The organism is Caldalkalibacillus thermarum (assembly GCF_014644735.1).
GTDB lineage: Bacteria > Bacillota > Bacilli > Caldalkalibacillales > Caldalkalibacillaceae > Caldalkalibacillus > Caldalkalibacillus thermarum.
In genome coordinates this window covers 49,360-65,374 of the sequence record NZ_BMKZ01000008.1, presented here as the reverse complement: position 1 = coordinate 65,374, position 16,015 = coordinate 49,360, and the positions used below count along the sequence as shown (strand labels likewise).

Annotated in this window: 18 protein-coding genes; all 18 read right to left on the bottom strand. The window is 47.6% G+C overall.

Features of this window, described 5'->3' with window-relative positions; genetic code table 11:
• Nucleotides 1-35: 35 nt before the first annotated feature.
• Complete coding sequence (gene glyS / locus IEW48_RS04825; protein ID WP_188622808.1) at nt 36-2,129, bottom strand: glycine--tRNA ligase subunit beta; 2,094 nt, start codon at nt 2,127-2,129, stop codon at nt 36-38.
• The gene (gene glyQ / locus IEW48_RS04820) at nt 2,126-3,019 is read right to left on the bottom strand and encodes a glycine--tRNA ligase subunit alpha (protein ID WP_188622807.1); all 894 of its coding nucleotides are present in this window, start codon (nt 3,017-3,019) and stop codon (nt 2,126-2,128) included. Before glyQ ends, glyS begins: the two co-directional genes overlap by 4 nt.
• Nucleotides 3,020-3,270: 251 nt before the next feature.
• Nucleotides 3,271-4,023: a DNA repair protein RecO gene (gene recO, locus IEW48_RS04815; RefSeq protein WP_188622806.1), complete on the bottom strand. Its 753-nt coding sequence runs from the start codon at nt 4,021-4,023 to the stop codon at nt 3,271-3,273.
• 71 nt (nt 4,024-4,094) lie between these two features.
• On the bottom strand, nt 4,095-4,247 hold the full coding sequence (locus IEW48_RS04810; protein WP_007504935.1) for a YqzL family protein: 153 nt from the start codon (nt 4,245-4,247) through the stop codon (nt 4,095-4,097).
• A gap of 115 nt (nt 4,248-4,362) precedes the next feature.
• Complete coding sequence (gene era, locus IEW48_RS04805; protein WP_188622805.1) at nt 4,363-5,274, bottom strand: GTPase Era; 912 nt, start codon at nt 5,272-5,274, stop codon at nt 4,363-4,365.
• A 19-nt stretch (nt 5,275-5,293) separates the two neighbouring features.
• Nucleotides 5,294-5,707, bottom strand: a complete 414-nt coding sequence (locus IEW48_RS04800) for a cytidine deaminase (protein ID WP_007504938.1) — start codon at nt 5,705-5,707, stop codon at nt 5,294-5,296.
• Nucleotides 5,700-6,203 carry a diacylglycerol kinase family protein gene (locus IEW48_RS04795; RefSeq protein ID WP_007504940.1) on the bottom strand — a complete coding sequence of 168 codons (504 nt, stop codon included), beginning with the start codon at nt 6,201-6,203 and terminating at the stop codon, nt 5,700-5,702. The genes IEW48_RS04800 and IEW48_RS04795 overlap by 8 nt, the downstream gene beginning before the upstream one ends.
• Before the next feature lie 5 nt (nt 6,204-6,208).
• On the bottom strand, nt 6,209-6,670 hold the full coding sequence (gene ybeY / locus IEW48_RS04790; protein WP_188622804.1) for an rRNA maturation RNase YbeY: 462 nt from the start codon (nt 6,668-6,670) through the stop codon (nt 6,209-6,211).
• On the bottom strand, nt 6,667-8,847 hold the full coding sequence (locus IEW48_RS04785) for an HD family phosphohydrolase (RefSeq protein ID WP_188622803.1): 2,181 nt from the start codon (nt 8,845-8,847) through the stop codon (nt 6,667-6,669). The genes ybeY and IEW48_RS04785 overlap by 4 nt, the downstream gene beginning before the upstream one ends.
• 29 nt (nt 8,848-8,876) lie before the next feature.
• A complete protein-coding gene (locus IEW48_RS04780; RefSeq protein ID WP_188622802.1) occupies nt 8,877-9,842 on the bottom strand; it encodes a PhoH family protein in 966 nt (321 codons plus the stop codon).
• 4 nt (nt 9,843-9,846) lie between these two features.
• Complete coding sequence (yqfD, locus tag IEW48_RS04775; RefSeq protein ID WP_188622801.1) at nt 9,847-11,043, bottom strand: sporulation protein YqfD; 1,197 nt, start codon at nt 11,041-11,043, stop codon at nt 9,847-9,849.
• Between the two features lie 20 nt (nt 11,044-11,063).
• Nucleotides 11,064-11,354: a sporulation protein YqfC gene (gene yqfC / locus IEW48_RS04770; RefSeq protein WP_188622800.1), complete on the bottom strand. Its 291-nt coding sequence runs from the start codon at nt 11,352-11,354 to the stop codon at nt 11,064-11,066.
• Between the two features lie 164 nt (nt 11,355-11,518).
• Nucleotides 11,519-12,112, bottom strand: coding sequence for a YqfB family membrane protein (locus tag IEW48_RS04765; protein ID WP_188622799.1), 594 nt, complete (start codon nt 12,110-12,112; stop codon nt 11,519-11,521).
• 78 nt (nt 12,113-12,190) lie between these two features.
• Nucleotides 12,191-13,195, bottom strand: coding sequence for a flotillin-like protein FloA (floA, locus tag IEW48_RS04760; RefSeq protein ID WP_007504947.1), 1,005 nt, complete (start codon nt 13,193-13,195; stop codon nt 12,191-12,193).
• Between the two features lie 72 nt (nt 13,196-13,267).
• Nucleotides 13,268-14,626 (bottom strand): NfeD family protein, encoded by a 1,359-nt coding sequence (locus tag IEW48_RS04755; protein ID WP_188622798.1) that lies wholly within the window; start codon nt 14,624-14,626, stop codon nt 13,268-13,270.
• A gap of 142 nt (nt 14,627-14,768) precedes the next feature.
• Nucleotides 14,769-15,215: a GatB/YqeY domain-containing protein gene (locus IEW48_RS04750; protein WP_188622797.1), complete on the bottom strand. Its 447-nt coding sequence runs from the start codon at nt 15,213-15,215 to the stop codon at nt 14,769-14,771.
• A gap of 11 nt (nt 15,216-15,226) precedes the next feature.
• Nucleotides 15,227-15,400, bottom strand: coding sequence for a 30S ribosomal protein S21 (gene rpsU / locus IEW48_RS04745; RefSeq protein ID WP_007504950.1), 174 nt, complete (start codon nt 15,398-15,400; stop codon nt 15,227-15,229).
• Between the two features lie 150 nt (nt 15,401-15,550).
• The gene (locus IEW48_RS04740; protein WP_188622796.1) at nt 15,551-15,874 is read right to left on the bottom strand and encodes a histidine triad nucleotide-binding protein; all 324 of its coding nucleotides are present in this window, start codon (nt 15,872-15,874) and stop codon (nt 15,551-15,553) included.
• Nucleotides 15,875-16,015: the final 141 nt, after the last annotated feature.

Here is a 16,015-nt window from a genome sequence, read left to right as displayed (position 1 = left end):
ACAAGCCTAACCGGTTTTGATTTTCCAGCCGAAGCTTATGCTTGAGTTGGAAAAACCAATTTTCCAAAATCCGCAAAACGATTAATCAACCGGGCGATCGAAGCCAACATATTGAGCCGGTTGTAGCGAAGCGTGTCTTCCTCCACCATCACCAGCACCTGGTCAAAATAACGATCGATGGGATCTTTCAATTCAAACAAGGCCTGTAACACCCCTTGCCAATCTCCCTGTTCGGCCAGGCGGTTCACTTGTTCTTCCACTTGGCAGTAGCGGGTATATAACACCCTCTCTTCTTCCTGCTCAAACAAATCCGTTTGGACGTCCTCGAGCGGCCGGTCCAGCTTCTTGGCAATATTGGTCACTCTAGTCAACGCTTCAACATTGGGTTTAAAGGTCTCTCTTTCCATTTCGCTAGACAATGCTTTTACTTTGTCAAGCATAGCCACGACTGCGTCGTCATCCGCCTCCAACACCGCCTCAACAATGTCGTACCGCCACCCTTCTTCTTGCATACGGGTCTTCAACCGCAACTTGAAGAAGGAAGACAACTCCTGTAACACCTTGTCCCGGGGAAGTTCCAGAAGCTGGCGCTGTTCCAAAATACCGACTGCCAAATCGAATAGTGCTGTCAAAGACAGGGCCCATTTGCGATCGACTAGAATGGAGACGATGCCTGCCGCTTGGCGGCGCAAACCATAGGGATCTTGGGAGCTGGAAGGAACAATGCCAATACCAAAGAAACTGGCGACAGAATCCAGCTTATCGGCTATGGCCAAAACAGCACCCACATCGGTTTGGGGAAGTTGGTCACCGCTCGAGCGTGGGAGATAGTGCTCAAAAATGGCCTTAGCCACTTGTTCGTCTTCACCGGCAAGTCTGGCATACTCTTCTCCCATCTTCCCTTGCAATTCAGGAAACTCATAGACCATCTGAGTGACCAGATCAAATTTGCAGATATCTGCTGCCCGGCCGATTTTAGCTTTAACCGGATCCTTAAACTCTAACATGGCTGCCACTTCCAGTGCCAGCGTCTTGACTCGCCGCACTTTGTCCCCTATGGAACCCAGCTTCTCATGGAAGATAACATTTTCCAGTTGGGACAGGGCGGTCGAGATTTCCAATTTTTTATCTTCTTCATAGAAGAAGCGGGCATCGGCTAAGCGGGCCCTCAACACTTTCTCATTGCCCTTAACCACAATACCTTCCGTATCCGCTTGTCCGTTCCGAACCGTCACAAAGTATGGCAGGAGCCGGCCTTCCTTGTTTTTCACCGGAAAATAGCGCTGGTGTTCCTTCATGGACGTAATCAGTACATCTTCTGGAATGTCTAGAAAAGCTTCATCAAACGTACCCCAGATTGCCGTTGGATACTCAACCAAATTGGTGACTTCTTCCAATAAATCTTGATCAATTGGAATCAGCCAGCCATGCTCTTCTTCCAAACGCTGCAGCTGCTTGCAAATGGTTGCTTTCCTTTCGTCCGGATTTACCAGTACATAGTGTGCCTTCATCACTTCTCTGTACTGGGCAGGATCTTCAATGGTGACCTGACCGGCTAAAAACCGGTGGCCCCGAGACTGTTTACTGCTCTTGACCCCGGTGATCTCGAGGGGAATCACTTCCTGGCCGTACATGGCCACAATCCACCGGATCGGGCGTATAAAAGTAAACTCATGGTTTCCCCAGCGCATATTTTTAGGAAAGGTCATACTTTCAATGACGCGTTTCATCAGCGGCAACAACTCTTTCGTCGGTTGTCCGCTGATGTGCTTTCTAACAAACAAATACTCAGTTCCTTTATAGGTATCCACATAAAGTTCTTCCGGCTCAACTCCTTGGGAACGGGCGAAGCCGAGGGCTGCCTTGGTCCAGTTACCTTGTTCATCCAGGGCAATCTGTTTGGCCGGACCTTTGGCCACTTCCACTTGATCCTCCTGTTTGTCGGCAACTCCCTTCAGCAGTACGGCTAAGCGGCGGGGTGTGGCGAAGGACATGCTGTCACGGAAAGGAATGCGCTGTTCGTTAAACCATTCCGACAAACGTTCCTCTAATTGTCGCCTTGCTTCTTCAACAAAGCGGGCCGGAATCTCCTCCAGTCCGATTTCTAGCAACACATCTTGTTGGCTCATGCTAAATCCCCCTTGTCCTCTTCAGCTTTTAACAAAGGAAAGCCGAGGCGTTCCCGCTCAGCATAATAAGCTTTGGCACACGCTCTGGCCAGCTGCCTCACTCGCCCGATATAACCGGTCCGCTCGGTCACACTGATGGCTCCTCTGGCATCCAGCTGGTTAAAAGTATGGGAACATTTCAATACATAATCATAAGCAGGAAAAATTAATTTTTCCTCAAGTGCCCGTTTGGCTTCCTGTTCATAAATGTTAAATAACTGGAACAGGACTTTGCTGTCCGACAGCTCAAAGGTGTATTTGGAATGCTCATACTCCGGCTGCAGGAAAATGTCCCGATAGGTAATGCCATTCACCCATTCCAGATCAAACACATTTTCCTTGTCTTGAAGGTAAGAAGCTAACCTTTCGAGACCATAGGTGATTTCAACTGAGACGGGCTTCGCTTCCAGTCCGCCGATTTGCTGAAAATAGGTAAACTGGGTGATTTCCATTCCGTCCAACCACACTTCCCAGCCCAAGCCTGAAGCAGCCAGGGTTGGGGCTTCCCAGTTGTCTTCCACGAAGCGGATATCATGCTGGGCCGGTTCGATGCCCAAGGCTTTTAAACTATCCAGGTATAGCTCTTGAATATGATCAGGAGACGGTTTCATAATCACTTGAAATTGATGGTGCTGATATAAACGGTTGGGATTCTCCCCGTAGCGGCCGTCTACAGGCCGTCTGGAGGGTTCCACATAGGCCACATTCCACGGTTCAGGGCCGATGCAGCGCAAAAAAGTCATGGGATTCATCGTTCCCGCACCCTTTTCCACATCATAGGGCTGGGCAATGATGCAATTGTGCTTGCCCCAAAATTGCTGCAAGGTCAGAATCATGTCTTGAACATTCATCTCGCACACCTCCACTATCATGAACAAAATAAAAACCCTCATACCTAGTCCAAAAGACTAGGGACGAGAGTTTTCCCGCGGTTCCACCCTACTTGATGGGAAGCACTGCCAGGCATCGCCAGGCGCCTCACCCATCCTCTTTTTCCGGCCATGCTCGGGAGCGCCACTTCCTTCATCGCAGGCTTCCATATGTATGTTTTCAATCCACTTTACTGATAAATATCATACTGATTTCTGATCGGTATGTCAATTTATTTCCAAAATTGACCCATTTGTTCCAGGAAGTGTCGGGACTTAAGACGTAGCGGCGTATGGTGATCCATGAACAGCCACATCACGTGGCGCAGCTCAGCTTTTGTTTCAGGTTTTACGTTGATTTCACCCAAACGGGAAGGGTCAAAATGATACAAAAACCGCATCAATTTAAGGGTATTGTCTTTGGGGCGAAGCGCTTGTGGATCGGCGTGATGGCAGCGTTGGCAAAGAAACCCTCCTTCCTTGACGCTAAACGCAAAAGGGCCTTTAACGCTGTGACAAACCACACACCTGTCCACTTCTGGTTTATAGCCGGCCATGACCAATATTTTTAATTCAAATAAGCGGGCCAAAATCTCAGGGTCTTTTCCTTCATCTAAAAATTTTAGGATGGTTAACAGCAAACTGAACAGACTATGCGGTTGTTCTTCTTCGTCTATCAGCTTGTCAACAAGTTCCGCTACATAAGCCGCATAGGCTGTTTTGGCCAGATCTTGCCGCAACCCCCTAAAGGAATCCAGACGCTCACCTTGAGACAGCGTTCCCATTGTCCGTGGAGAACCGCGGAAAAATAAATAATGGCCGTAGGTAAACAACTGGGAAATAGAAGAGAGGCGACTTTTTGGTTTTTTCGCCCCTCTGGCCATTAAGGAGAGTTTTCCATAATTTTTAGTATATAACGTAATAATCTTGTTTGCTTCACCATAGTCTTTGGAACGTATCACAATGCCTTCCGTTTTTAACAGCATCGTCTGCCACCTGCTTTTTGGTCATGAGCGGGGGTCATCCCTCATTGTCTTGCCGTTTGGAGCACAGGTACTCACATCAGTTTCGCTTCTTCGTCTGTCTTATCCTCTGGCAAAAGCTTGCTGTTTTGGTCTTGCCTTTTGTTGAACAGTTCATATTCCTTATACAAAAGATAAGCTTCAATATTGCCCGTAGCCGCAAAGACGTTCCAGGAAAATTGGCGCATGGCAGTGCTCTCCTCTCTTCTGTCGATCCTTGCTTAACACAAAAACCCCCTGCTACCCTTAGCATAACTCACCCGTATTCCCCTATGCCATGAAATCATTAACAATTCATATTCCTTATGAGTATTCCCGTTCATGGTAACCAAACAGACGCAGCTGACTCATCTTGTTGCGCCAATCCTTCTTCACTTTAACCCATAGATCAAGATAAATTTTGCTTCCTAATAAGGCTTCGATCTCTTGTCTGGCCCGGGTACCAATCTCTTTTAACATCCGTCCCTGTTTGCCGATCACAATTTTTTTCTGCGAATCCCGTTCAGTGTAGATCACAGCCGAGATGAACACCGTGCCCCTGCCGTCCCGCTGCTTCATTTCTTCAATATCGACAGCAATGGAATGGGGTATTTCCTCATGGGTGAGTTGGAGCACCTTTTCCCGGATTAATTCGGCAACGATAAACCGCTCAGGATGGTCCGTCACCTGATCACTAGGATAATATTGCGGCCCCTCGGGCAAATAGCGGAAAATTTGTTCCATCAGACGGCTCACATTGTTGCCTTGCAAAGCAGAAACAGGAATGACCTCTTTAAAATCATATAGTTCTACGTAACGGGTAATCAATGGTAAAAGCTCATCGGGATGAACCAGATCAATTTTATTAATAACCAGAAAAACAGGTGTGCTGACATCTTTAAGGTGATTGATAATCCATTGATCCCCAGGTCCTAAGCCCTCTTTGGCATCGACCAGAAACAGAATCAGATCGACTTCTCTCAAGGTGTTCTGGGCGACGTTAACCATGTAATCACCCAGTTTGGTTCTGGGCTTGTGAATGCCAGGGGTATCCACAAAAATAATTTGCCCTTCGGCCGAAGTATAAATGCCCTGAATCTTATTGCGGGTGGTTTGGGGTTTGTCAGACATAATGGCCACTTTATGACCAATGATTTGATTCATCAGCGTCGATTTGCCCACATTGGGACGGCCAATCAGAGCCACAAATCCAGAACGAAAAGTACCTTCACTCATAGGCTGACCATCCTCCTTTCTATTTCTTTTGAAGATCAAGTTGGCTGAAATAATTGGGGAGCAGTTCCCCCACTGTTGTCTCCAGCTGTTCACCTTTAACATTGGCAAGATAGACCGGCATATCCGGCTTACAAAATTCAGCCAACACCTGGCGGCAGGCTCCGCACGGGGCAACGGGGCGATCGGTGTCAGCAATCACAGCAATAGCTAGAAATGTGCGGTCTGCCTCCTTTTCGGCTTCTGAAACCGCCTTAAAGACAGCTGTGCGCTCAGCGCAATTGGTTAAGCCATACGATGCGTTTTCAATATTGCAACCCCATACTACTTTTCCAGAAGCCGTAAGCAGCGCTGCTCCAACTGGAAATCCTGAATAAGGAGCATAAGCCTTTTGGCGGGCAGCTCTAGCTTGGGCAATCAATTGGCCTTTATCCATCTTTTTTCCCTGCCTTTCTTACTTTTCTCCTGCCTTGCCCAATGCTGAAGAGAAACACAGCAGCCAGAAAGCATAATATCAGTACGATGATCATATGCTCAATGGGGAAGGGCAGTTGAATCTCTGCTATAGACAATAAAGGCTCAGTAAAGACAACCAGTCCCGTTACCACAGCAAACAGAGTAGCAAACAAGACCACTCCCGCTGCAATGTCTTTGGCCAGCTTGGCTAAAGGATGGTAGTCCGTCGTCACCAAATCCACAGTCCGTTCTATGGCTGTATTTAGTGTTTCCATGCATAATACAAAAAAAATAGAAAAAATAACCCAGATAAACTGGGATGCAGAAACATCTAAACCGAAGGATAAGATCAAAATAACGACGGCTGCGGCGAAATGAATTTTCATATTCCGCTGGCTGGCTAAGACATAGGCGATGCCCTGGAAGGCATATTTAAAGCTTTGGGACAATCTTTTGGTTTGCTTCGCCTGGGGCATGGTCCTCACCTGAATAAGCGATGTGCACTTAATATATCTTCTTGTTTCTGAAACATACGCTGGGCACTTTCTTCATCCTGATGGTCATAACCAACAAGGTGCAATAAGCCATGCACGAGGAGAAAGCCCAGCTCCCGTTCAAACGAATGACCCAGTTCTTCGGCCTGTGCCCGGGCGCGGGGCACAGAAATAATGATGTCACCCAGCATCAGGTACTCACCCGTCTTAAGCACGTGTGGCCATTCTTCTGCTTCATACATGGGAAAGGACAGGACATCTGTCGGCCGGTCTTTGTTCCTGTATTGACGGTTTAATTCCCTGATTTCCTCATCGTTCACCAAAGTAACTGAGACTTCTCCCTCACCCAGGTTAAGAATACGGGCCGCTGTTGCAATCAGCTCCTCCAACAGACGGACATGTTGTTCCTCAAGTAAAGCATGGTTATCCTGTATCTGTACCTTGATCATGATTGATTTTCCACCTTTGGCAGTTTTGGTGCTTGTTTATCCTCTCTTCCTTTAGGGTGTGCTTTTCTGAGCGTTTCATCAGGATACTCAATCCTGGAATGGAAAATACCCTTCAATGTTTCACAAATCACCTTGGCAATGGTATCCAATTCCTTCAGGGTCAAATCACATTCATTAAATTGTCCGTCTTCCAAACGATCCTTGATAATTTGTCTGACGATATTTTCAATCCGCTCGGGGGTCGGTTTGGATAATGAACGCACAGCTGCCTCCACGCTGTCGGCAATCCCCACAATAGCTGACTCTTTAAACTGGGCTTTTGGTCCGTCATAGCGAAAATCACTTTCATTGACTTGACAATCCGACCCTTCTTTAGCTTTATGGTAAAAATATTTAAGCAGAGTCGTCCCATGGTGCTGTTCGGCAATATCACAAATCGCCTTGGGAAATTTGTGCTCCCTTAACATCTGAGCACCGTCCCTCGTATGGGCGGTAATAATGGTGGCACTCAGTTGAGGTGCGATTTTGTCATGGGGATTATCCATGTTGAATTGATTCTCAATGAAAAAGTGGGGACGTTTGGTTTTACCCACGTCATGATAGTAAGCACCCACTCTGGCCAACAAGCCGTTAGCCCCTACTGCCTCGGCAGCGGCTTCAGCCAGATTGGCCACCATCACACTGTGATGATATGTCCCCGGCGCTTCCAGCAAAATTTTACGCAAGAGAGGTTGGTTGGGATTAGACAATTCAATGAGTTTCATCGGTGACAAAATGCCAAAAGCCGCTTCAAAGAACGGCATGATGCCAATGGTCAGAACGGAAGCCAAAATGCCGCTCATCAGCCCGTAGGCGACATATTGGGCCAAATCTAACCAGCCGAACGGTGACTGGGTTAACATGATCATCGTAACCACAGCACAGACTGTCACCACAGATACCACAAATCCAGCCTGTAAAATGCGTGTCTTGCGCGTGGCATTTCCCAGGAAAAAGGCACCGGCAGCTCCGCTGAACATGGCCACCAACCCGTAGGTAAAATCCATATAACGGGTGGTTTCACCGTTTAAAATAATGGCGGCAATCAACCCAAACAGAAAGCTGCTAAACAAAGCGATACGCTGATGCAGCAACATGGTCATAGACATCGTGGCAAACGCGACCGGCGCCATAAAACCAATACCATGATAGTCCAGCACTTGCCCGATGCTAACCACTTTTAAGAACACCACGTTTAAGATAAAAATGACAATATACATCAAAAATTGGGTGTTATCTTTCTTGATTGGTAAATCACTGTAATGGATATAGCAGGCGATAAAAGCTAGTATCAGTCCGATAAACAAAGCCAATCCCAGATAGGGGTATAAATTGGCTGATTCGCTTAACAAACCCACTTTGCCCAGCTTGCGGTAAATCTCTTGGGTGACAATATCCCCTTCAGCCACGATAATCTCGCCCTCACGAATCTCAATGGGGCGCACCTGCTCCCGGGCTTCTTGGCGCAAGCGTTCTGTTTCCTCAGGATCCAGTACATAGTTAGGGACAATGCTTGCTTTGGCCATCTCTTGCGATACTTTGCGCAGATCGCTGTCCAAGGTGGATAAAATCAGGGAGTTATTCACTTCCTGCAAAGCAGCTTCGAGGGTGTCAGTTTTCACCCCGGCATACATAATTTCGTAGACAATGCTACGCGTAAATTGCTTTAAGGTTTCAATTTCCTCCAGAGAATGGTTCAAGAAGATGTCATAGGCCTCGTCACTCAATTCGTATGGAATGCGCTCTTTAAGCTGCTGGCGCTTTTCTTCCCGGGATAAATTGTCGTTAGTCAAAGTTTCCTTAATCACATCAAAAGCCCGCTCCAGGTTGGCAACCTGGTTTTCGGTGATGGAGGGGTCCAGGATATAGACAGGAGCCACTTCACGGGCAGCCCGTTCCCTGGCCCTTTCCGTAGCTTCTTCATCCACAACGGTAACCGGTGAAATGATGTCCTGCTCTGCCCTGGAGCCAACTTGGACGTCTACAAAATCGGGGGCAATATTGCCAATCATCAATAAGTATAAAATGAGACCCAAGGCGACGTATATGACGGTTCGCACCAGCCCATGATCTTTCCATTTATTCCAAAAGCGCCCCCAACGCGAGATATCACCATCAACATTGATACGTTTTTTCATAATAACATCTCCTTAGCTTGCAAGACGGATCACCGGCGGTCATGCTGGTCATAAGCCTCAATAATCCGCTGAACCAGAGGATGGCGTACGACGTCTGCCTGCTGAAGATAAATAAAGCTCAGCCCCTCAACATTTCTCAACAGTCCCTCCGCTTCTATTAATCCAGATTTTTTTCCTTTGGGCAAATCAATTTGGGTGCGGTCACCCGTAATCACCATTTTAGAGCCAAAACCCAGCCGGGTTAAAAACATCTTCATTTGTTCCGGAGTTGTATTTTGGGCTTCATCCAAAATGACAAAGGAATCATCTAGGGTTCTGCCGCGCATATAGGCTAAAGGGGCAATCTCAATCGTTCCCCTTTCCAAATACCTGGCAACCTGCTCCACGCCAAGCACATCATACAACGCATCATACAGCGGTCGGAGATAGGGGTCTACCTTCTCCTGCAAATCCCCGGGCAAAAATCCCAAATTTTCCCCTGCTTCTACGGCAGGACGGGTGAGCACAATCCGTTTAACCAGCCCCTTTTTCAAATAATGGGTGGCCAGCACAACGGCAAGATAAGTTTTTCCTGTACCTGCGGGACCAATGCCGAAAACGATATCATGCTTGCGGATAGCGGAGACATAATGTCTCTGTCCCAATGTTTTGACCCGGATGGGTTTCCCTTTATACGTTTTAGTGATTTCTTCCTCAAACAATTCTCTCAGCTGACCGATCAGCCCTTCTTTGGCGAGCTGAATGGCATACAAGATATCCCTGTCAGCTAAAGTATATCCCTTACGGATCAGCTCCAGGAGCACCTGAAACATAGAAGCAGCTGCCTGAACATTGTCACCCTGTCCGGCCAAGGTAACCTTCCCGTTCCGAACATGCACCTGAATCTGAAACGCTTCTTCAATGTTGCGGATAAAACGGTCCCGTGGCCCGAACAATACTTGCTCTTCTTGAGATGACACAATGGGTAAAACGTACTTTTCTAGTTGGTTCTGCAATGCCTCATTCCCCTTGACTTGTATATTTTGCCATTGAGATTTCCTCAATCACACTATAGTGTATCTTAATATAAACTTTACCACTATCAATTCCCTTTTTCAAAATATTTTCTTCCACAATTTCAGCATCCTCCGGCAGCTTGGCCACCATTTTTTCCCGGGCCAGTTTGAGGCCCATGTTCAATGCTTTTGCTTCATCCAGCGTCACCTCGGCTTGACGGGCTGCTTGCACCTGTTCAATCGTCCAAGCTATTGGCAAGGTAAAGGAGCCGATAGATAATGAATACCTATCATCCCGGGTTACATAATGGTCAAACGGGATCTGCCCGTATCCCCACACTTTGAGCTTGTACGGTCCGACATGCAGATAATACCGGGTTTTCCGCTCCCCGGTCAATACCGCTTTCTCCAGTTTTAAGGGTACCCTGATTTCACTCACATACCACACTTCTCCCCACACTTTCCCTTTGGCTGCCGTTAGCTGAGGGGCCTCCTCGCTGCCAATTTTTCCGGATACCAAAAGATCACCGGGCTTCACATACTGATTCGGTTTGACCATGGGCGTTCCTGACTCCACAAATATATCGTGGATCACTGCCTTTTTCTTGGCTATTAAATCGCGGGGATAAACGGGCTCTGGTTCTTCGGGTAATGTTTTTTCCACCACTTCGAGATAAGCCGTGGTTCCTTTGTAACCAAAACCCACCCAAGTCACATTGTCAAGCCGTTGAGTAACCTGCCGTTTAATTTCACTTGGTTCCGCAACTCTGAATTTAAAAGCCCCAGGCTTGACTCCTAAGTCAGCCAAAGTTTGCCGGACCTGGGCCTCCCGTTCCGGCACACTGATCCCTTCAATCTCAACAGACCAGATCATAGAGGATAACAGATAGAGCATGGCCAGAAACAAAATAGCTCCTGAATATAAACCGGACTGCCGGCGCATTTTTTTCAGTATAAAGGGCAATCCTATTTTTTTGACGATACGGATGCGACAGCCTGTCTCCTTTAAAGACTTGCGCAACTGGAACAAGTCCGGTACCGTAATGCACACCTGGGCCTTGTCTTCAGATTCGCGGGTAAGATCCCAAGCCGCTAAACGCTGGTGCATCATACGGTTGATGAGACGTTCCAAGCGTTTTCCTCTAATGGTGATGACCACGTAACCTTTCCACCAATAGACCAATTCCTCATTGTTGATCATCTCAATCCCTCCCCTTGCCATTAGTGACCCGGGTCTAAATACTGCACCTGGCGGATATATCCCTCCAATAATACTTCCTCGGGTAAAATTTGGCGGATGACCAGCTTTTCCCCACGGACAAGCAATTGTCCTTTATTGCTTAGCAGAAGTCTCAGCTCATTGTGATTAAACAGCAAAACCCCCTGGTGATTCTCAACGTACATCTGCAACGGCCCGATCATGGTGATGCGGGGCAAATCCAAAATAACGTCCTGGGGTATATCGAGTACTCCAGCTGCCCAGCGCTTCAACTTCTGATGAAGCTTTCGCATCCGCTCCTCCTCCCCTCTTATTGATGTTATGCATCACAGGAAGGGGAGTATGACTCCAAACACAAAGCAAGCTCGCCAAATGGCGAGCCCTATAACCTATAACATAAAACAGGCTGCCCTAGAGTTTCAGCACGCTTAAGGGCAGCCCCATAACTGATATTCCTTTATTTTCCTTTGTTAACGTGAGAAAGTCGCCGGTAACGGGCATACAAGGGATGCGGCTGCTTGGATCTTGGCTTGCCGAATATTTCGGACCAGATGTAGCCTTGCACCACACTTTTATCTGTCATTTTTTTGAAGTCCAGCCAAGCCTGTGCTTCTTGCCGGAAGCGCTCTTTAGGCCTGAGTCCGCTCATCTCTCCCATGCTGCCAATTTCATTGGCAGCCACCTTGGCGTCAGTTAAGTCCATCTCCTTAGCCCGGCGTTGTTTTTCCGTCAGACCAATCTGCTTATAAATAGCTTCACGGGGCGAGCTTTCTCCCCCCACTCTGCCAGGTTGTTTTTCCAGTTCTATTGCCAATGTTTCTTGGCCTGGCTGGTCTGACACTTTTTCTTGAAGTTCATTAGCCTTTTCCCAAGGTTTTTCCTGCTCCCAACCCTCCATCTTTTCCCAGGTTGGTTGCTCCTGGGGATGGCGGCGCACAGGCCGCGGCTGTTCATTTTCAGACTGACCTCTTTTCCCAAACAAACTGGACACAATCCACAGTAAAACAAGGAAGAATATAAAGTTGTTCATAATAAACTCAAAAAGATCCACTGGACATTCCTCCAGTTTAAAGTCCTGCTCTCCAGGTCTAAGGCAGTTAGCCCAGAGCGCAGCTGGTGTATGAAATCCCTATTTCTCCCGGCCTGTTTTGCCGCTGTCGTCGCCTTGGTCAGTGACACGGCCGATGGATTGACGCATATCGGTGTCAGCCATAATGTTTTGCAGGTTGTAGTAGTCCATGACACCCAGCTTACCGCTGCGCAATGCTTCGGCCAGAGCCAATGGCACTTGTGCCTCTGCCTCGGTGACTTTGGCTCTCATTTCCTCTACGCGGGCACGCATCTCTTGTTCCTTAGCCACAGCCATAGCCCGGCGCTCTTCTGCCTTGGCTTGGGCGATTTTCTTGTCGGCTTCAGCCTGGTCGGTTTGTAATTCGGCTCCAATGTTTTTGCCGATATCAACATCAGCGATATCGATGGACAAGATTTCAAAGGCGGTTCCAGCATCCAGTCCTTTTTCCAGTACAGTGGTGGAAATTTTGTCCGGATTCTCCAGCACTTCTTTATGCAGCTCAGAAGAACCGATCGTGGACACAATACCCTCACCAACACGGGCGATCACCGTCTCTTCACCGGCACCACCAACCAGGCGGTCAATATTGGCACGGACCGTAATTCTCGCTTTGGCCTTCACTTCAATTCCATCCATGGCCACCCCGGCAATGTACGGCGTTTCAATCACTTTAGGATTAACGCTCATTTGGACCGCTTCCAACACATCACGCCCGGCCAGGTCAATGGCAGCACACCGTTCAAAACTGAGATCAATGTTAGCCCGGTGAGCAGCAATCAGAGCGTTAACCACGCGATCGACGTTACCACCTGCCAGATAATGGCTTTCCAGCTGGTTGATGCTTAAGTCCAGCCCGGCTTTACGTGCTTTAACCAACGGGTTAATCACTCGGGCCGGAATAACCCGGCGGAAACGCATCCCGACCAAAGTAAAGATGGGGACGCGCACACCCGCAGCTAAAGCGGAGATCCAGAGCATTACAGGGACAAAGGTAAAGAAGATGGAAATGGCGATTATTGCTAAAGCAATAATCAGTATGAGCATAATCGCTTCGGCTTCCATAGTCATCCTCCTTCATTTTTAATGTGTTTATGATAAGGGAAAAGCCCCCTTATAACCACAAGTCTTTCCTTATTACGCCTCAGGATCGTCATCAACTTCAGTGACAACAATTCTTGGTCCTTCCACTTTAATGACTTTCACTTTAGCCCCCCGGTCAATCATGGTGCCGTCACTGACAACGTCATAACGCTGACCGTCAATTTGCACAGCTCCCGATGGGCGCAATTTTGTTAAAGCAATACCTGTTTTTCCTACCAGCGCTGACTTTTGCTGCAAAACAGCCCGGCTTTCCTCCGTTGATAACTCTTCTTGCAGCACCAGGCGGGACCACACGCCTTTTGTATGCAAATAACGGCTTAAGATGGCAGCGGCCACGATTGTGAGTAACAAAGCAATACCAAGATTTTGCAAGCCAATGATCACACTTTCACTGGCCAAGGTTAAACTAGCCCCTACGGCGACTATTCCTAATATACCAAATATACCAAACCCTGGCATGAACATTTCAATGACAATTAAAATTAATCCAGCAATCAACAATAATATGGCTTCCATTCCGGCAAAGCCGGCCACCGTATGACCGAAAAAAAACAGCAGCAGGGCAGCAATGCCTAAAATACCGGGAACCCCAAATCCAGGGCTGTATAATTCCAGAATCAGGCCGAGACTGGCCACGGACAAGAGGATGGACGCCACGATAGGATGTGTAATAAAACGGGCCAACTGTTCAGCCCAGGTGATTTCCACTTCCACCACTCTGGCCTGCTCAAGCCCTAAAGATTGCAATACTTCTTGTAAATTGCTGGCGATTGCTTCCGCATAGCCATGTTCCAGCGCCTCGTCAGCCCTGAAATTGAGCAGTTGTCCATCTGTGACCAGACCTTCTATTTCCACGCTGGGATCCACCATGGCGATGGCATAGATGGGGTCACGCCCGGCTGCTTCCGCAGCCGCCGCCATGCGGCTCTTCCAGTAGGACTGGGCTTTTTCATCGGCAGCTCTTCCTTCCAGATCAACCACTTGGGCTGATCCCATGGCCCCTGTAGGCGCCATCACAATCGTATCCGCATTTAAGGCAATAAATGCTCCGGCTGAGGTGGCATCTGTATTGACAAAGGCGGTTATGGGAATCGTGGTGCGCTGCATCAAGTTGCCAATATCACCGGCTGCGTCCACAGCGCCGCCCGGCGTATGGATCTCCAGGATAATATGATCTGCACCCGCTTCCTCTGCTTCCCCAAAGGCCCGCTCCATATAGGCCAGGAGCCCTTTCTCTACGACGTTGTTTACTTGAACCACATAAACTAACGCTTCATTCTGAGCAGAGGCATCCTTGGACACAAAACAAAAGGAACCTGCCGCACTGACTATGACGAACAAGGCAACAAAGACCGTTACGATGCTCTTCGTCTTCCATCCGATGACATTCATCTTTTGTCTCCCTGCTTTCCATTATTAACCGTATATTTTATTATACCAAAATGAGAGCGTAATAAAAGCGCCTTACTGGCAAGTAAGACGCTTGATTTATGATTTGTCAGCCGCGATGATACTTGAAGGAAACAATAGGCGATTATTTGGCTAAAGCTTCCTGAACCAAACGGTTAACCAGTGAACCATCTGCCTTTCCTTTCACCTTAGGCATGATGGCCCCCATCACTTTACCCATGTCTGCCTTAGAGGTAGCCCCAACTTCAGCAATGGTGTCAGAGACAAGCTGACGCAGCTCATCTTCTGACAATTGCTCAGGCAGGTACGTCTCTAAAACAGCGATTTCTTGGTTTAATGTTTCAACCAAATCATCGCGTCCCGCTTTTTCAAACTCTTGGAGGGATTCTTTGCGCTGTTTCATCTCCCTGGAGAGAACAGTTAACACATCGTCATCGGTTAAAGTCCTCCCCAGTTTGATCTCTTCATTTTTAAGGGCTGCTTTAACCATACGGATAACCGATAATCTGGTCTTTTCCTTGTTTTTCATCGCTTGCTTCATGTCATGATTTAATTGATCAACTAAGGACATCCAAAAACCCCCTAGAACTTGCGTTTGCGAGCCGCTTCTGATTTCTTTTTGCGCTTCACGCTCGGTTTTTCGTAAAATTCGCGTTTGCGCACCTCAGAAATCACGCCAGCTTTGGAGCATGTACGTCTGAAACGGCGCAATGCATCGTCAATGGATTCGTTTTTACGGACGCGTACCTGAGCCAATATCTTTCCCTCCCTCCGTAACACGGTAGGAGGACTTCAATCTCACATACCTTTTAGCTTTCAAACCTAAAAGGATAGAAGAAGTCCTGACAGGTCACCCTTTATTATAGTATACCTGTTGGAGAAGGTCAAACATTCCTTTGTGGCTGGCTATGCTTTCGGCCAGCCCAGGAAGTGATAATGAAGGTGGAACACTTCTTGCCCGCCTTTTTCACCTACATTGACCACCAACCGCCAACCTTCACACTCATACGCTTTGGCCAGCGTTTGTGCCACCTTGTGAATATGGCTGATTAATGGCAGATCTTCTTCGCTCACATCAGCCAACGTCGGGATCGGCTTTTTCGGGACAATCAAAATATGTATGGGCGCTTTAGGGTTAATGTCGTGAAAAGCCATGGTCAGCTCATCTTCATGCACAATCTTGGCTGGTGCTTCGCGGCGGATAATTTTACTGAAAATGGTTTCACTCATTGTTTTTTCCACTCCTCACCTTTTTTATTGATTATATCATGAGTTTGGCCTCTTTGGTGTAAATATTCAATAGAACAAGGTATAAGAATTCAGAGGCAAGAAGTGAGTGGCTAAATCCGAAAATAGATAATAAAAAATAAA